This is a genomic window from Bradyrhizobium sp. Kon58 (genome assembly GCF_055807455.1).
In genome coordinates this window covers 115,232-133,157 of sequence record NZ_JBVVOT010000002.1, presented here as the reverse complement: position 1 = coordinate 133,157, position 17,926 = coordinate 115,232, and the positions used below count along the sequence as shown (strand labels likewise).

The 17,926-nt window shown below is 62.5% G+C and carries 14 protein-coding genes; 13 read left to right on the top strand and 1 reads right to left on the bottom strand.

Translation table 11 applies throughout. The annotated features are described in order from the left end of the window. The first annotated feature begins 109 nt into the window (after positions 1-109). From rpoC to AC0L20_RS04345, 3 genes are all read left to right on the top strand, one after another. Entirely contained in the window at positions 110-4,306 is a 4,197-nt protein-coding gene (gene rpoC / locus AC0L20_RS04355) for a DNA-directed RNA polymerase subunit beta' (protein WP_456769430.1), read from the top strand. Between the two features lie 191 nt (positions 4,307-4,497). Further along, complete coding sequence (locus tag AC0L20_RS04350) at positions 4,498-6,558, top strand: FAD-dependent oxidoreductase (RefSeq protein WP_473287565.1); 2,061 nt, start codon at positions 4,498-4,500, stop codon at positions 6,556-6,558. 132 nt (positions 6,559-6,690) lie between these two features. Next, positions 6,691-8,709 (top strand): ABC transporter ATP-binding protein, encoded by a 2,019-nt coding sequence (locus tag AC0L20_RS04345; protein ID WP_473287564.1) that lies wholly within the window; start codon positions 6,691-6,693, stop codon positions 8,707-8,709. Here AC0L20_RS04345 and AC0L20_RS04340 read toward each other — a convergent pair. Beyond that, entirely contained in the window at positions 8,640-9,875 is a 1,236-nt protein-coding gene (locus AC0L20_RS04340) for an FAD-dependent oxidoreductase (protein ID WP_473287563.1), read from the bottom strand. The two genes, AC0L20_RS04345 and AC0L20_RS04340, sit on opposite strands and share 70 nt — an antisense overlap. Before the next feature lie 640 nt (positions 9,876-10,515). Between AC0L20_RS04340 and rpsL the strand changes: the two genes are divergently transcribed. The 10 genes from rpsL (at position 10,516) to rpsS (ending at position 17,923) form a co-directional block, all read left to right on the top strand. Then, on the top strand, positions 10,516-10,887 hold the full coding sequence (gene rpsL, locus AC0L20_RS04335) for a 30S ribosomal protein S12 (RefSeq protein WP_007603006.1): 372 nt from the start codon (positions 10,516-10,518) through the stop codon (positions 10,885-10,887). Between the two features lie 15 nt (positions 10,888-10,902). Then, positions 10,903-11,373, top strand: a complete 471-nt coding sequence (rpsG, locus tag AC0L20_RS04330) for a 30S ribosomal protein S7 (protein ID WP_007603009.1) — start codon at positions 10,903-10,905, stop codon at positions 11,371-11,373. 30 nt (positions 11,374-11,403) lie between these two features. Further along, positions 11,404-13,476: an elongation factor G gene (gene fusA, locus AC0L20_RS04325; protein WP_027518591.1), complete on the top strand. Its 2,073-nt coding sequence runs from the start codon at positions 11,404-11,406 to the stop codon at positions 13,474-13,476. 40 nt (positions 13,477-13,516) lie between these two features. Continuing rightward, positions 13,517-14,707, top strand: coding sequence for an elongation factor Tu (gene tuf, locus AC0L20_RS04320; RefSeq protein ID WP_018456453.1), 1,191 nt, complete (start codon positions 13,517-13,519; stop codon positions 14,705-14,707). A gap of 82 nt (positions 14,708-14,789) precedes the next feature. Further along, positions 14,790-15,098 (top strand): 30S ribosomal protein S10, encoded by a 309-nt coding sequence (gene rpsJ / locus AC0L20_RS04315; RefSeq protein WP_002712302.1) that lies wholly within the window; start codon positions 14,790-14,792, stop codon positions 15,096-15,098. Between the two features lie 53 nt (positions 15,099-15,151). Continuing rightward, entirely contained in the window at positions 15,152-15,865 is a 714-nt protein-coding gene (rplC, locus tag AC0L20_RS04310; protein ID WP_007603016.1) for a 50S ribosomal protein L3, read from the top strand. 1 nt (position 15,866) lies between these two features. Beyond that, complete coding sequence (gene rplD / locus AC0L20_RS04305; RefSeq protein ID WP_007603018.1) at positions 15,867-16,487, top strand: 50S ribosomal protein L4; 621 nt, start codon at positions 15,867-15,869, stop codon at positions 16,485-16,487. After that, the gene (locus AC0L20_RS04300) at positions 16,484-16,786 is read left to right on the top strand and encodes a 50S ribosomal protein L23 (protein ID WP_007603019.1); all 303 of its coding nucleotides are present in this window, start codon (positions 16,484-16,486) and stop codon (positions 16,784-16,786) included. The genes rplD and AC0L20_RS04300 overlap by 4 nt, the downstream gene beginning before the upstream one ends. Before the next feature lie 12 nt (positions 16,787-16,798). Next, positions 16,799-17,632 carry a 50S ribosomal protein L2 gene (gene rplB / locus AC0L20_RS04295; protein WP_473287562.1) on the top strand — a complete coding sequence of 278 codons (834 nt, stop codon included), beginning with the start codon at positions 16,799-16,801 and terminating at the stop codon, positions 17,630-17,632. Positions 17,633-17,644: 12 nt separating this feature from the next. Next, a complete protein-coding gene (rpsS, locus tag AC0L20_RS04290) occupies positions 17,645-17,923 on the top strand; it encodes a 30S ribosomal protein S19 (protein ID WP_007603021.1) in 279 nt (92 codons plus the stop codon). Positions 17,924-17,926 lie beyond the last annotated feature (3 nt).

Genomic DNA, 17,926 nt, shown 5'->3' with positions numbered 1-17,926 from the left:
CTGAATGGCCGGGCATCGGCGCCCAGTCCTCGAATCGCGAGGGCAGGGCGCCCCGCATAGTGATTTTCGAATTTGCTGCCGGAGGCGACCGGCACGCGAGGAGAAGACGATGAACCAAGAAATTATGAATCTCTTTAATCCGACGACGCCGGCTCAGGTCTTCGACCAGATCCGGATCTCGATCGCGAGCCCCGAGAAGATTCTGTCCTGGTCGTACGGCGAGATCAAGAAGCCGGAAACCATCAACTACCGTACCTTCAAGCCCGAGCGCGACGGCCTGTTCTGCGCCCGCATCTTCGGGCCGATCAAGGACTACGAGTGCTTGTGCGGCAAGTACAAGCGCATGAAGTACAAGGGCATCATCTGCGAGAAGTGCTCGGTCGAGGTCACGCTGTCGCGCGTCCGGCGCGAGCGCATGGGCCATATCGAGCTCGCGGCCCCCGTCGCCCACATCTGGTTCCTGAAGTCGCTGCCCTCGCGCATCGGCCTCCTGCTCGACATGACGTTGAAGGATCTCGAGCGGATCCTCTACTTCGAATATTACGTCGTGCTCGAGCCGGGCCTCACCGCGCTGAAGGACCGTCAGCTCTTGTCGGAAGACGAGTATCTGAAGGCGCAGGACGAGTATGGCCAGGATTCCTTCACCGCCATGATCGGCGCGGAAGCGATCCGCGAGCTGCTCAAGGGCATGGATCTCGAGAAGCTCGAGCTGACCTTGCGCGCGGAGATGCAGGAGACCGACTCCGACATCAAGCACAAGAAGCTCGCCAAGCGCCTGAAGATCGTGGAAGCGTTCCGCCACTCCGGCAACAAGCCGGAATGGATGATCATGACCGTGGTCCCGGTGATTCCGCCGGACCTGCGTCCGCTGGTGCCGCTGGACGGCGGCCGCTTCGCGACCTCGGACCTCAACGACCTCTACCGCCGCGTCATCAACCGCAACAACCGCTTGAAGCGGCTGATGGAGCTGCGCGCGCCGGACATCATCATCCGCAACGAGAAGCGCATGCTTCAGGAGGCGGTCGACGCGCTGTTCGACAACGGCCGCCGTGGCCGCGTCATCACCGGTGCCAACAAGCGTCCGCTGAAGTCGCTCGCCGACATGCTCAAGGGCAAGCAGGGCCGGTTCCGTCAGAACCTGCTCGGCAAGCGCGTCGACTATTCGGGCCGTTCGGTGATCGTGGTCGGTCCCGAGCTGCGCCTGCATCAGTGCGGCCTGCCGAAGAAGATGGCGCTCGAGCTGTTCAAGCCGTTCATCTACTCGCGGCTTGACGCCAAGGGCCTGTCCACCACCGTGAAGCAGGCGAAGAAGCTGGTCGAGAAGGAGCGGCCCGAGGTCTGGGACATCCTGGACGAGGTCATCCGCGAGCATCCGGTGCTGCTCAACCGCGCACCGACGCTGCATCGCCTCGGCATCCAGGCGTTCGAGCCCGTGCTGATCGAGGGCAAGGCGATCCAGCTCCACCCGCTGGTCTGCGCCGCGTTCAACGCCGACTTCGACGGCGACCAGATGGCCGTGCACGTCCCGCTGTCGCTGGAAGCGCAGCTGGAAGCGCGCGTCCTGATGATGTCGACCAACAACATCCTGCATCCGGCGAACGGCCAGCCGATCATCGTGCCGTCGCAGGACATCGTGCTCGGTCTCTACTACGTCTCCATCATGCGCGAAGGCCTGCCCGGCGAGGGCAAGATCTTCGGCGAGATGGCGGAGCTCGAGCACGCGCTGCACGCGAAGGTCATCCACCTCCACACCAAGATCAAGTACCGGTGGGAAGGCATCGACGATACCGGCAAGATCTCCAAGCGTTGGATCGAGACCACCGCTGGCCGCGTCATGCTGGGCAATCTGCTGCCGAAGAACCCGCGTGTTCCCTACGAGATCATCAACAAGCTGATGACCAAGCGCGAGATCTCCGGCGTCATCGACCAGGTCTACCGCCACTGCGGTCAGAAGGAGACGGTGATCTTCTGCGACCGCATCATGGCGCTCGGCTTCTACAACGCGTTCAAGGCCGGCATCTCGTTCGGCAAGGACGACATGGTCGTGCCGCACTCCAAGTGGAAGATCGTCGAGACCACCCGTACGCTGGCGAAGGATTTCGAGCAGCAGTACAACGACGGCCTGATCACCCATGGCGAGAAGTACAACAAGGTCGTCGACGCCTGGTCGAAGGCCACGGAAGAAATCGCCAAGGCGATGATGAAGGAGATCTCCTCGACCAAGAAGACGGCGAGCGGGGCGGATGCCGACATCAACTCGATCTACATGATGGCTCACTCCGGTGCCCGCGGTTCGCCGGCCCAGATGCGCCAGCTCGCCGGCATGCGCGGCCTGATGGCCAAGCCGTCGGGCGAGATCATCGAGACGCCGATCATCTCGAACTTCAAGGAAGGCCTCTCGGTGCTCGAGTACTTCAACTCGACCCACGGCGCCCGCAAGGGCCTCGCGGACACCGCGTTGAAGACCGCGAACTCCGGCTACCTGACCCGTCGTCTCGTCGACGTCGCGCAGGATTGCATCATCACGCAGGACGATTGCGGCACCAAGCTCGGCATCAAGATGCGCGCCATCGTCGATGCCGGCACCGTGGTCGCTTCGCTCGGCTCGCGCATCCTCGGACGCACGGCCTGCGAAGACGTGCGTGACAGCACGGGCAAGGTGATCTTCAAGCGCGGTACGCTGATGGAAGAGAGCCATCTGGATGCCATCCATCAGGGCGGCGTCCAGGAGGTGAAGATCCGCTCGGCGCTGACCTGCGAGCTCGTCAACGGCATCTGCGGCAAGTGCTACGGCCGCGATCTCGCTCGCGGCACGCCGGTCAACCACGGCGAAGCGGTCGGCGTCATCGCGGCGCAGTCGATTGGCGAGCCTGGCACCCAGCTCACCATGCGCACCTTCCACATCGGCGGTGCGGCGCAGCTGAACGAGCAATCTTTCGTCGAATCCAATTTCGACGGCAAGATCGTGATCAGGAACAAGGCCATCGCCCGCAACAGCGACGGCCACCTGGTCGCGATGGTTCGCAACATGGTGATCGCGATCGTCGATGCCGACGGCACAGAGCGTGCGACGCACCGTATTCAGTACGGTTCGCGCCTGCACGTCGACGAGGGCGACATGGTCAAGCGCGGCCAGCGTATCGTCGAATGGGATCCCTACACCCGTCCGCTCCTCACCGAGGTCGAAGGCACCATCGGCTTCGAGGATCTGGTCGAGGGACAGTCGATCTCGGAAACGCTCGACGAGGCCACCGGTATTGCCAAGCGCGTGGTCATCGACTGGCGCTCGATGCGCGGCGGCGGGGACCTGCGTCCCGCCATCGTGATCAAGGGCAAGGACGGCAAGGTGCTCAAGCTCGCCCGTGGCGGCGATGCTCGCTACATGCTGTCGGTCGACGGCATTCTGTCGGTCGATGTCGGCGCCAAGGTCCAGGCCGGCGACATTCTCGCCCGTGTCTCGACCGAAAGCGCCAAGACGCGCGACATCACCGGCGGTCTGCCGCGGGTGGCGGAATTGTTCGAGGCTCGGCGTCCGAAGGATGCGGCGATCATCGCCGAAATCGCGGGCACCATCCGGTTTGGGCGCGACTACAAGAACAAGCGTCGCATCTCGATCGAGCCGATGGACAAGACCGACGAAGCGCGCGAGTACCTGATCCCGAAGGGCAAGCACATCCACCTTCAGGACGGCGACGTCGTCGAAAAGGGCGACTTCATCGTGGAAGGCAACCCGGCGCCGCACGACATTCTGGCGGTCAAGGGCATCGAGGAACTCGCGGCCTATCTGGTCAACGAGATCCAGGAGGTCTACCGGCTCCAGGGCGTGCTCATCAACGACAAGCACATCGAGGTGATCGTCCGTCAGATGCTCCAGAAGGTGGAAGTCACCGACCAGGGCGACACGGACATGATCTCGGGCGAGCAGATCGACAAGATCGAGTTCGACCAGATCAACGCGAAGGCCAAGGAAGAGGGCAAGAAGATCGCCACGGGAACGCCGGTTCTGCTCGGCATCACCAAGGCGAGCCTTCAGACCCGCTCCTTCTTCTCGGCGGCCTCGTTCCAGGAGACCACCCGCGTCCTCACGGAAGCGGCGGTCAACGGCAAGGTCGATCCGCTGGAAGGCCTCAAGGAGAACGTCATCGTCGGCCGGCTGATTCCGGCAGGCACCGGCGCCTCCATGGCGAAGATCCGCGAAGTCGCCGTGAAGCGCGACAAGATGATCCTCGACGAGCGCGAGAAGCAGGCGGCGGTCGTGCCGCCGGCGCCGGAAGTGGAGCCGATGGCGCTGCCACCTGCGGAATGATCGTTCATCCGTAGGAATACCGAGGACACTGAAAAGGCCGGCGAAAGCCGGCCTTTTTGCTGCTTTGTTTCCCTGTTGCGGTGCAGGATCAACCTTTGTTCATCTTTCCTTCAGGCGCAAAAGCGCTTCTGCTAGGGGAGCTTAGACCGGTGGTCCCGTGAAGGGGGCGGGCCGGAGACCACGGAATTCTCATGCTTGATCTCGCAATCGTAGGCGGCGGCCCCGGCGGGCTGATGAGCGCTTGGTATCTGAAGCGCAAGCTCGGCGACCTCTGCCGCGTCACCATCTACGAGGCATCCGACCGGCTCGGCGGCAAGATCGTCACGCGCAAATTCGATTCCGCGCCCGCGATGTACGAGGCCGGCGTTGCCGAGATCTACGACTACTCGATGACCGGGCCGGATCCGTTGCGCGAGTTGATCCAGCATTTCGGCTTGCAGACCATTCCGATGGATGCCGAGCAGGTGCAGTTCGGCGGCGAGCTCCTCAACGACGTCGCGGGCATGCGCCGCAAATACGGTGCCAAGACCGCAGCCGCGATCGAGGCGTTCCGTAAGCGCTGCGCCGAGACGATGACGCCGATCGAGTATTACGAGGGCGTCGGCGCGCACGACAACGAGAACCCCTGGGCCTACAAGACCGCCGAACAGGTGCTCGACGAGGAGGTCGAGGACGACACCGCAAAGCGATTCTTCAAGGTGATGGCGCGCTCGGACCTCGCGACCGAGAGCCACAACACCAACGGGCTCAACGCGCTCAAGAACTACCTGATGGATGTCGACGGCTATATTGGCCTCTATTCCATCCAGAACGGCAACGAGCAGCTCATCGAGTGCCTCCAGTCCGAGGTCAATGCCGACATCCAGCTCAATCACCGCGTCCTCACGGTCGGCAAGGCGCCGACCGGCCGCTATCAGCTCAAGATGATGAACGGCAAGGGGCCGGAGACGCGCGACTTCGACCTTGTGCTGGTCTGCTTGCCGCATTCCTGGCTCGGGACCGTCGGCTGGGAGGGCGAACAGCTCCGCAAGTCGATGGTCAAGCACGTCTCGTACTTCGACCGTCCCGCGCACTATCTGCGTGTCTCGATCCTGTTCGACACGCCGTTCTGGGGCGACAAGATCGCCGGCGCCTGGTTCATGTCGGAAGCCTTTGGCGGTTGCTGTGTCTACAACGAGGGCGCGCGCCATGATGTGGGCAAGCACGGCGTGCTGAACTGGCTGATTCCCGGCTCCGACGCGCTGGCCTTTGCGAATCTCTCCGACCGGGAGCTGATCGATGCCGCACTGAAATCGCTGCCGGCATCGCTCGGCGATGCGCGCGCGCATTTCATGGAAGGCAAGATCCACCGCTGGCTGTCATCGGTGAACGCGATTCCGGGCGGCTTGCCCGTGCGCGATGTCATGACCAATCACCGGCCGGAGCCGAAGGAACATCCCGGAATCGTGGTGGTCGGCGACTATCTGTTCGACTCGACGCTGAACGGCCTGCTCGATTCCTCGGACGCGGCGACCGACATCATCTTGACCGAGATGATGCGCCTGCGTCGCGAGCGTTCGCAGGACGACAAGCCGCTCTCGGACAAGATCGATCGCGACTATTTCGACAATTATCGCGGCCAGGGTCCCTACAGCGAAGTGTGGCAACACTTCACGGATCCCGACTATCTCACAAAACTGATCGGCATTGTCTGGGGCAAGGCCAAAGGCACGAAGCTCTTGATCGCGGGCTCGGCCAGCGGCGAGCTTGTCGGCGCGCTGCGCGATCGCGGCATCGATGCCTGGGGCATCGAGAACAACCGCACCATTCACGCCAGAACGCCGAAGGCGCTGAAGAGGTACAACAAGCTCGGTTCGATCACCGACATGCCGTTCAAGGACGGTGCATTTGACTTCGTGTTCGAGACCAGCCTCTGCCATGTTTCCCCGAGACAGGTGGTCCGTGCGATCAGGGAGCTGAACCGTGTGGTCAAGACCGGGCTCGTGTTCGGGTCGGTCACCTCGGACATGGCGCCGGCACTGATCGACCGCTACGACCTCCTGCGTGGCGTCAAGAAGCTCGGCACCTGGTGGGAATGGTCCGAACTGTTCTTCGGCAACGGCTTCGAGCTGTCGATGCACCGCAAGGACTGCACCGACGCGCTCTGGGAGACGACGCTCGCCGCCAACAAGGGGCCGGGCCAGTGGTACGCCGACGCCGATTCCCTGCGCTATTCCTTTTTCGACAAGGTCGAGGACGGGGAAGACGACTAGCCGCCTGAAACGGACGCCTTCGCCAATTGTTTTGCCGAATTCATCCTGATCGCATAGAATCGATGCAATAGCGGTTTCCGCTATTTCCTTCTTTCTCTACGGTCATGCCGGCCGTCAGCATCGGTTGGTTTCATGGCGTCCAAGCCCCTCCCGCCCGACAAACAGAAGCTCGCCGCGGAAAAGGCGGCCGAGCTTGACGACAAGCTCGTCCCCACCGTCAAGCCGGACCTCGAAGACGACGAGGACGATGAAGACGAGGAGGATGGCGGGCTGGAGCTCGATGACGATGATGAGGACGAGGACCTCGTCGTCTTTACCGCGCGCGAAGCCGCCGGCGCGCTCGCGACCATCCTGGGCTTCGTCAAACCCTTCCTGGTCAACTACAAGCAGATGCTGTCCTTCGTGGCGTTCGGCGTCTTCGTCGAGACGCTCTTCAACGTCATCATGCCGCTCAGCCTGAAGTACCTGATCGACGACGCGCTCGGCGAGGAGGATTTCCAGGCGCTGTACAAGATCCTCGGCGTGCTCGCGGTCGCGGGCATCTTCACCTCGATCGTCGCGGTCTGGTACGAACGCTGGGATGCGAGGCTCGCGGCGTGCATCATCTCCGACGTCCGCAAACGGCTGTTCGAGCACGTCCAGGACCTGCCGGCGGCCTATTTCGGTCGCACCAAGCGCGGCGAGATCCTGTCGCGCTTCTCCGTCGACCTCGCGGCCTTCGAGGGCTCGGTCAAGACCTTCGCCAACAGCGCGGCATTGCCGTTCCTGGAGTTGATCGCGGGCATCATCCTGATGGTGTTCCTGAACTGGCAGCTCGCCGCGGTTGCGCTGCTGGTGTTTCCGATCACGCTGATCGGTCCCCGCATGCTCACACCAAAGGCTGTTCAGGCGAATTACGAGCAGAAGCTCAACGAGTCCGCGCTGCTCGGCATGGTGCAGGAGAACGTGGCGGCGCAGGCCGTGATCAAGGCGTTCAGCCTGCAACGCAGGATGTTCGGGTTCTTCAAATTCCGCAACGACGAGACGCGAAACAAGATGGCCTCGGCGGCGTTCCTGTCGACCATGGTGGAGCGGACGGTCACCATCTCGGTGCTGCTCCTGCATCTCGTCGTGCTCGCGATCGGCGCGTATCTGGCGACCAAGGGTCAGATCACGATCGGCACCTTCGTCACCTTCGAGAGCGCGTTCTGGGAGGTGTCCTACAATATCGCCCATGTGATGCATTTCATCCCGGTGTCGATCTCCTCGGCAGCCGCGATTCGTCACATGCAGGAGCTGCTCGACGAGCCCACGCGCAGCGCCGATCGTGCCGGCGCGCCCGATCTGCCGCGCATCACCAACGACATCACCTTCGACCACGTGACCTTCCAGTACGAACGCAGCCAGACGCCGGTGCTGGACAATCTCAGTCTCAAGCTCAGTGTCGGCAAGCGCATTGCCATCGTCGGTCCCTCGGGCTCCGGCAAGAGCACGCTGCTGAATCTGATCCTGCGGCTCTATGTGCCGGACGAGGGGCGCGTCGCCATCGACGGCGTCGACGTCCGCAAGGTGACGCTGGATTCGCTGCGCCGGAGCATGGCGGTGGTGTTCCAGGAGAACATGCTGTTCAACATGTCGATCCGGGAGAACATCCGGCTCGGCAAGGAGGGCGCGACCGACGAGGAGGTGGAGGAGGCGGCCAAGAAGGCCGAGATCCACCGTTACATCATGAGCCTGCCGCAAAGATACGACACGCCGGTGGGCGAGCGCGGCGATACCTTGTCGGGCGGCCAGCGCCAGCGCATCGCGATCGCGCGCGCGGTCATCCGTAATCCCTCCGTGCTGCTGCTGGACGAAGCCACTTCGGCGCTCGACCAGACCACGGAAGCTGCGATCAACCGCACGCTGCTGAAGGTTGCCAAGGGCCGCACCATGATCTGGTCGACCCACCGCCTGACCTCGGTGGTTGAGATGGACGAGATCATCGTGATTTCAGGGGGCAGGGCGATCGAGCGCGGCTCTCATGCCGAACTGCTCGCCAAGAACGGCACCTATCGCAAGCTGTGGAACGACCAGATCCACCAACCGCATGGCGCGCCAGCTCACGTCGACGAGGACAGCGACGATGACGAGGATGAAGACGACGTCGACGAGGACGATGAGGAGGAGTGACCGAGGAAGTTCGGCTCCAGATCGAAGGCTCCTCCAAGCGGCCGCAATAGCCCCTGAACCGACCAGGCAATGAAGCGTGCCCAGCGCTGCGCCGTCCAATAGGGGTTGGTCGCAATGGAGACTGAGCGGAAGTCGAATGCCTTCGCCGCCGACCAATCGTCGCACGCCCGCTTGACCGGATCTGCGTAGAAGGTGGCAATCTTGCTTGTATCCATCCCGTCGGAGGCCAGCCATCGCGGGATGTAGAGGTTGCAGAGCCGCTCGACGTCGGTGAAGACCTTGTCGCACCCTGTGCCGGCGGCCGGGCAGGAGGTCGAGAAGGCATCGCCCACCAGCACGAGGCCGGGTTGGCCGCTTGCATCGTTCACATAGAGATCGACCGGGCGGATTTTCAGCTCACCGGGAATGTCGAATGGTCCGGTGATGCGCTTGAGCCGTGGCAGCGCGGCGTTCAACGTCTCGGCGGGCGCGCGGCGCAGCTCAAGCAGCCAGGGATCGTCGAAGCTGCGGTAGACGAACAGATTGGCGCGCATCCGCGTCCCGATCGGAAAAAGCGTGAGATAGGGGATGCGGTCGCTCGGCCGTTCCGAGAAATAGGTCAGCGCCGGGAAGTCGAACGAGTCCCGTCCCGCGGGCACCACGTCGAACCCGATCGAAATCGAATGGCAGGCACTGACGACTTTTCGCGTGATTCCCAGTTGGTGGCGCAGGCCGACGTTGAGGCCGTTGGCGAGCACGACCAGCCGGGCGGAGACCATCTCGTCGTTGGAGAGAGTGACCCTCTGCCGCTCCGCACTCGTCTCGACCAAGATGGCCTTGGCGCAGATGCGCTCGACGCCGACAGGAATTTCGTCGCGGACAGCGTTGACGAGGGAATCGTAGAGGATGTTGAACTGTCGGCTCGGCGCCTTGTCGAGAAGGCGGCCGAAGCGCGCGATCCAGTTCTCGCCCACAAAGGTCGCGCGGCGCAGCACCGATTCGGCGATTCCCGTCTGCAGGAATCGCCCGACCTGCACGTGACCACTGAGTTTTTCGACTCGAAAGTCGGCCGAATAGCTCTCATGCGGATCGATCAGGATGGTCGAAATGCCGCTACGGCCGAGCATCGCGGCGGCGGTCGAGCCGGACAATCCCCCGCCGATAATGGCAATGTCGGTGTACCGCATGGTGCTAATCTCTGCCCAAGGCGGCACATTGGCGCTCCAACTGGAAAGAAAGCCTTAGCCAAAGGTTACAAAAGTATATTTAACCCGGGTATAAACTGGATTCGAGGCGGCGGAACGCGCTCTTCGTTTCCATATCGCGAAGGTGCAGCGAGCGGCCCGTGAAGCGATTTCGGCAGGCGCGGGAAGCGCTTCTGACTGACGTTTCGCCTTGACTTGACCGACTCCCACTTATAGAACCCCCTCACTTAACGACAGGCGGTGAGCATCGCCAACGTCGGAACGGGCCACCTGTTTGATCCCCTGGGATCGCCAAGACAGGCACCAACCTCGACGAATGCCGCTCAAACGCTGTCGATCATAGCTAGGCAATGCCAGTGCGATTTTAGGTCTCGTGAGCATGTTCTCTCGAGATCGAATTCGGATGCATGACCTCGGTGCGCGGACCGCAGCTTCAAGCTGACCGGTTCAACTACTGCGGTCCTCTGTGGCGTCGAAGCGCTTTCCGCCCGTTGATGGGTGGTTGGCGCGATTTCGCTTTGTGCGGATTGTTCCGCGCAAGACGGCCTCGTCGGGCGGGTAGCTCGAAAGAATTTGCGGACCCGGCGACGGGCCGCGGCAGAACACAAAGGGTAATGCCAGGATGCCGACGATCAACCAGCTGATCGCTCAACCGCGGGAAGTGCAGAAGTCGCGCAAGAAGGTGCCGGCACTGCAGCAGTCGCCGCAGAAGCGCGGTGTTTGCACGCGCGTTTACACCACGACCCCGAAGAAGCCGAACTCGGCGCTTCGTAAGGTTGCCAAGGTGCGCCTGACCAACGGCTTCGAGGTGATCGGCTACATCCCCGGTGAGGGCCATAACCTCCAGGAGCACTCGGTGGTCATGATCCGCGGCGGTCGCGTCAAGGACTTGCCCGGCGTGCGCTACCACATCCTCCGCGGCGTTCTGGATACCCAGGGCGTCAAGAACCGTAAGCAGCGCCGTTCGAAGTACGGCGCCAAGCGTCCGAAGTAAGCGGGAACCAGGTCCATGTCTCGTCGCCATTCTGCCGAAAAGCGCGAAGTCCTTCCCGATCCGAAGTTCGGGAACATCATCGTCACGAAGTTCATGAATTCGGTGATGTACGCCGGAAAGAAGTCGGTCGCCGAAGGCATCGTCTACGGCGCGTTCGGCCTCATCGAAAGCAAGACCAAGCAGAACCCGCTCGGCGTGTTCGAGCAGGCACTCGAGAACGTCATGCCGACGATCGAAGTGCGCTCCCGCCGCGTCGGCGGCGCGACCTATCAGGTTCCGGTCGAAGTTCGCTCGGTGCGCCGTCAGGCGCTGGGCATTCGCTGGCTGATCTCGGCTGCGCGCGATCGCAACGAGAAGACGATGACCGAGCGGCTCTCTGCGGAGCTCCTGGACGCGTCGAACAACCGGGGTAACGCCGTCAAGAAGCGCGAAGACGTGCACCGGATGGCGGAAGCCAACCGCGCCTTCTCGCACTATCGCTGGTAACGGCGACACACGGAATCTAAGGAACACTCCATGCCCCGCGTTCATGCCATAGAGAACTACCGTAACTTCGGTATCATGGCGCATATCGATGCCGGCAAGACCACGACCACCGAGCGCATCCTCTATTACACCGGCAAGAGCCACAAGATCGGCGAAGTGCACGAAGGTGCCGCGACGATGGACTGGATGGAGCAGGAGCAGGAGCGCGGCATTACGATTACGTCGGCCGCGACCACCGCGTTCTGGGAAGGCAAGCGTCTCAACATCATCGACACTCCCGGCCACGTCGACTTCACCATCGAAGTCGAGCGCAGCTTGCGCGTGCTCGACGGCGCGGTGTGCGTGCTCGACTCGAACCAGGGCGTCGAGCCCCAGACCGAAACGGTCTGGCGCCAGGGCGACAAGTACAAAGTTCCGCGCATCGTCTTCGCCAATAAGATGGATAAGACCGGCGCCGACTTCTACAAGTGCATGCAGGATATCGTCGACCGCCTCGGCGCGAAGCCGATCGCGATCCAGCTTCCGATCGGTTCCGAGAACAACTTCAAGGGTCTGGTCGATCTCGTTCGTATGAAGGGCGTGGTCTGGGAAGAAGAGAAGCTCGACGCCAAGTTCGTCGACATCGATATTCCCGAGGACATGGTCGAGAAGGCCAAGGAATATCGCGAGAAGCTGTTGGAAGCCGCCGTCGAGCTCGACGACGAAGTTCTCGCCGCTTACCTCGACGGCAAGGAGCCCGACGAGGCGACGTTGAAGCGCTTGATCCGCAAGGCCGTGCTGACTGGCGCGTTCTTCCCGGTATTGTGCGGCTCGGCGTTCAAGAACAAGGGCGTGCAGCCTTTGCTCGACGCGGTCGTGGATTATCTGCCGTCGCCGGTTGACGTGCCCGCCATCAAGGGCGTCGACGAAGACGGCAACGAGGTCGTTCGCCTGCCGGACGACAAGGAGCCGCTGGCTCTGTTGGCCTTCAAGATCATGGACGACCCGTTCGTCGGCACCATCACCTTCTGCCGCATCTATTCCGGCACGCTGCTGTCGGGCACCGGCGTCATCAATTCGACGCGCGACCGCAAGGAGCGCATCGGCCGCATGTTGCTGATGCATGCGAACAACCGCGAAGACATCAAGGAAGCCTATGCCGGCGACATCGTCGCACTGGCTGGCCTGAAGGAAGCGCGCACCGGTGACACGTTGTGCGATCCCGACAAGGCGGTGATCCTCGAGAAGATGGAATTCCCCGAGCCGGTCATCGAGATCGCGATCGAACCCAAGTCCAAGGCCGACCAGGAAAAGCTCGGCGTGGCGCTGGCGAAGCTCGCTGCGGAGGATCCGTCCTTCCGCGTGTCGACCGACCAGGAGTCCGGCCAGACCATCCTCAAGGGAATGGGCGAACTCCATCTCGACATCAAGGTCGACATTCTCCGCCGCACCTACAAGGTCGATGCCAACATCGGCGCCCCGCAGGTGGCGTTCCGTGAGCGCGTCACCAAGCGGGCCGAGGTCAAGTACACCCACAAGAAGCAGACCGGCGGTACCGGTCAGTTCGCGGAAGTGTCGATCGTGGTCGAGCCGAACGAGCCCGGCAAGGGCTACGAGTTCGAGTCCAAGATCGTCGGCGGTGCGGTTCCGAAGGAATACATCCCCGGCGTCGAAAAGGGCCTCAACAGCGTGATGGGCTCTGGTGTCGTCGCGGGCTTCCCCGTGGTCGACGTCAAGGTTCAGCTCGTCGACGGCAAGTATCACGACGTCGACTCGTCGGCGCTCGCCTTCGAAATCGCATCGCGTGCTGCATTCCGCGAAGCCTTGCAGAAGGGCAAGTCCGTCCTGCTCGAGCCGATCATGAAGGTCGAAGTGGTGACCCCGGAAGATTACACCGGCTCCGTCATCGGCGACCTGAATTCCCGGCGCGGTCAGATCCAAGGTCAGGACATGCGCGGCAACGCCAACGTCATCAACGCGATGGTGCCGCTCATGAACATGTTCGGTTACGTGAATAACCTGCGCTCGATGAGCCAGGGTCGCGCAACTTTCACCATGCAGTTCGACCACTACGCAGAAGCGCCGGCCAACGTGTCGGCAGAAGTCCAGAAGAAGTTTGCCTGATTGTCGTCGGTCTCGAACTGACGATTGAACGGAGAGTCAAATGGCCAAAGCAAAGTTTGAACGTAACAAGCCGCACTGCAACATCGGCACCATCGGTCACGTCGACCATGGCAAGACGTCGCTGACCGCGGCGATCACCAAGGTCCTCGCCGAAGCCGGCGGCGCGACGTTCACGGCGTACGACCAGATCGACAAGGCGCCGGAAGAGAAGGCGCGCGGCATCACGATCTCGACGGCGCACGTCGAATACGAGACCAAGAACCGCCACTACGCGCACGTCGACTGCCCCGGCCACGCCGACTACGTGAAGAACATGATCACCGGCGCCGCCCAGATGGACGGTGCGATCCTGGTCGTGTCGGCCGCCGACGGTCCGATGCCGCAGACCCGCGAGCACATCCTGCTCGCCCGCCAGGTCGGCGTTCCCGCGCTCGTCGTGTTCCTCAACAAGTGCGACATGGTCGACGATCCGGAACTGCTCGAGCTCGTCGAGCTCGAGGTTCGCGAGCTGCTCTCGAAGTACGAATTCCCGGGCGACACCATCCCGATCATCAAGGGCTCGGCGCTCGCCGCCCTCGAGGATTCCGACAAGACGCTCGGCCATGACGCGATCCTCGAGCTGATGAAGCAGGTCGACGCTTACATTCCGCAGCCGGAGCGTCCGGTCGACCTTCCGTTCCTGATGCCGGTTGAAGACGTGTTCTCGATCTCGGGCCGCGGCACCGTCGTGACCGGCCGTGTCGAGCGCGGTATCGTCAAGGTCGGCGAGGAAATCGAGATCGTCGGTCTGCGCGCCACGCAGAAGACCACGGTCACCGGCGTCGAAATGTTCCGCAAGCTGCTCGATCAGGGCCAGGCCGGCGACAACATCGGTGCGCTGCTTCGCGGTACCAAGCGCGAGGACGTCGAGCGCGGCCAGGTGCTGTGCAAGCCGGGTTCGGTCAAGCCGCACACCAAGTTCAAGGCTGAGGCTTACATCCTCACCAAGGAAGAGGGCGGCCGCCACACCCCGTTCTTCACCAACTACCGTCCGCAGTTCTACTTCCGCACCACCGACGTGACCGGTGTCGTGCATCTGCCGGAAGGCACCGAGATGGTGATGCCGGGCGACAACATCGCGATGGAAGTGCACCTGATTGTGCCGATCGCGATGGAAGAGAAGCTCCGCTTCGCGATCCGCGAAGGTGGCCGTACCGTCGGCGCCGGCGTCGTCGCCTCGATCATCGAGTAATTACGAGAATAGGGATCGGCGAATAGCGAATGTGAAATTCGCTATTCGCTATTCGCCACCCCACTGAAGAAAGACCACGGCAATGAACGGCCAAAACATTCGTATCCGTCTCAAGGCGTTCGACCATCGTATCCTCGATACGTCGACCCGCGAGATCGTGAACACGGCGAAGCGCACCGGCGCGCAGGTCCGCGGACCCATTCCGCTGCCCACCCGCATCGAGAAGTTCACCGTCAACCGTTCGCCGCACGTCGACAAGAAGAGCCGCGAGCAGTTCGAGATGCGCACTCACAAGCGCCTGCTCGACATCGTCGATCCGACCCCGCAGACCGTCGATGCTTTGATGAAGCTCGACTTGGCCGCCGGTGTCGACGTCGAGATCAAGCTCTAAGATTTTTGGATCACGTTCGCCACTAGCGGACAGAAAGAACAGGAAGCACGCCGATGCGCTCCGGAGTGATCGCACAAAAGGTCGGGATGACGCGGGTCTTTACAGAGGCCGGCGAACATATCCCCGTGACCGTGCTGAAGCTCGGCAATTGCCAGGTCGTAGGCCACCGCACCGAAGAGAAAAACGGTTATGTCGCGCTCCAGCTTGGTTCTGGCAGCCGCAAGACCGTGTACATGCCCAAGGCGGAGCGCGGCCAGTTCGCGGTCGCCAAGGTCGAGCCGAAGCGGCAGGTCGAGGAATTCCGCGTCTCCGCGGATCAGATGATCCCCGTCGGTGCCGAGATCCTGGCCGACCACTTTGTCGTCGGTCAGTTCGTCGACGTCACCGGTACTTCGGTCGGTAAGGGTTTTGCCGGCGGTATGAAGCGCTGGAACTTCGGCGGTCTGCGCGCCACCCACGGCGTCTCGGTCTCGCACCGTTCGATCGGTTCGACCGGTGGCCGTCAGGACCCGGGCAAGACCTGGAAGAACAAGAAGATGCCCGGTCACATGGGTGTCGACCGCATCACCACGCTCAACCTTCGGGTCGTCCAGCTCGATGTCGAGCGCGGTCTGATCCTCGTCGAAGGAGCCGTTCCCGGTTCCAAGGGCGGCTGGATCCGCGTGCGCGACGCCGTCAAGAAGCCGCTGCCTAAGGAAGCTCCGAAGCCCGGCAAGTTCAAGGTTGCTGGCGAAGCGGACGCTGCTCCGGCTGCGCAGGAGGCGTGAGATGGAATTGAAGGTCACCACCCTCGAAGGTAAGGAAGCCGGCTCGGTCCAGCTTTCCGACACCATTTTCGGCCTCGAGCCGCGCCAGGACATCATTGCACGTTGCGTGCAGTGGCAGCTCAACAAGCGCCAGGCCGGTACGCACAAGGCCAAGGGCCGCGCCGAGATCTGGCGCACCGGCAAGAAAATGTACAAGCAGAAGGGCACCGGTGGTGCTCGTCACGGCTCGGCCCGCGTGCCGCAGTTCCGCGGCGGTGGCCGTGCCTTCGGTCCGGTGGTGCGTTCGCACGCCACCGACCTGCCGAAGAAGGTCCGTGCGCTCGCCCTCAAGCATGCGCTCTCGGCCAAGGCCAAGGACGGCGATCTCATCGTGATCGACAAGGCCGCGCTGGAAGCCGCAAAGACCAAGGCGCTGCTCGGTCATTTCTCCGGTCTGGGTTTGACCAATGCGCTGATCATCGACGGCGCCGAGCTCAACAACGGCTTCGCCGCTGCAGCCCGCAACATCCCGAACATGGACGTGCTGCCGATCCAGGGCATCAACGTCTATGACATCCTGCGCCGTCGGAAGCTTGTTCTGACCAAGGCCGCCATCGATGCGCTGGAGGCGCGCTTCAAATGACGAAGAACATCGAGCCTCGCCACTACGACGTGATCCTGTCGCCGGTCGTGACCGAAAAGGCCACGATCGCCTCGGAGCACAACAAGGTGCTGTTCAAGGTGGCCGCGAAGGCGACCAAGCCGCAGATCAAGGAAGCGATCGAGAAGCTGTTCGACGTCAAGGTCAAGAGTGTCAACACGCTGGTCCGCAAGGGCAAGACCAAGATCTTCCGCGGCAATCTCGGCTCGCAGTCGAACTCCAAGCGCGCGATCGTGACTCTCGAAGAGGGTCACCGGATCGACGTGACCACCGGTCTGTAAGGTCGTACGACGATGGCACTGAAGACATTCAATCCCACGACGCCGGGCCAGCGCCAGCTGGTCATGGTCGATCGTTCGGCCCTCTACAAGGGCAAGCCGGTCAAGGCGCTTACCGAAGGCAAGCACTCCTCTGGCGGCCGCAACAACACCGGTCGCATCACCGTGCGCTTCCGCGGTGGTGGCCACAAGCGGACGTTGCGTACCGTCGATTTCAAGCGCGACAAGGTCGATACGCCCGCGACGGTCGAGCGGCTGGAATATGATCCGAACCGCACCGCGTTCATCGCGCTGGTCAAGTACGAAGACGGCACCCAGGCCTATATCCTGGCGCCGCAGCGCCTGGCCGTCGGTGATTCCGTCGTTGCCGGCAACTACGTCGACGTGAAGCCGGGCAATGTCATGCCGCTCGGCAACATGCCGGTCGGCACGATCATCCACAATATCGAGGTCAAGATCGGGAAGGGCGGCCAGCTCGCTCGTTCCGCGGGCACCTACGCCCAGCTCGTCGGTCGCGACCAGGACTACGTGATCGTCCGCCTGAACTCGGGCGAACAGCGCCTGGTGCACGGCCGTTGCCGCGCCACGATCGGCGCGGTGTCGAACCCGGATCACATGAACACGTCGATCGGCAAGGCCGGCCGCAACCGTTGGCTGGGCCGCAAGCCGCACAACCGCGGCGTTTCGATGAACCCGATCGACCATCCGCACGGCGGTGGTGAAGGTCGTACCTCGGGCGGTCGCCATCCGGTTACTCCGTGGGGCAAGCCGACCAAGGGCAAGAAGACCCGCTCCAACAAGTCGACCAACAAATTCATTCTCCTAAGCCGCCACAAGCGGAAGAAGTAAGGAACGCCGGACATGGTTCGTTCAGTCTGGAAAGGCCCGTTCGTTGAGGGTTCTCTGCTCAAGAAGGCAGATGCCGCGCGCTCGTCCGGCCGTCACGACGTCATCAAGATCTGGAGCCGTCGCTCGACGATCCTGCCGCAGTTCGTCGGCCTGACCTTCGGCGTCTACAACGGTCAGAAGCACGTGCCGGTGGCCGTCAACGAGGAAATGGTCGGTCACAAGTTCGGCGAGTTCTCGCCAACCCGGACCTTCCATGGCCACTCCGGGGACAAGAAAGCCAAGAAGGCTTGAGGA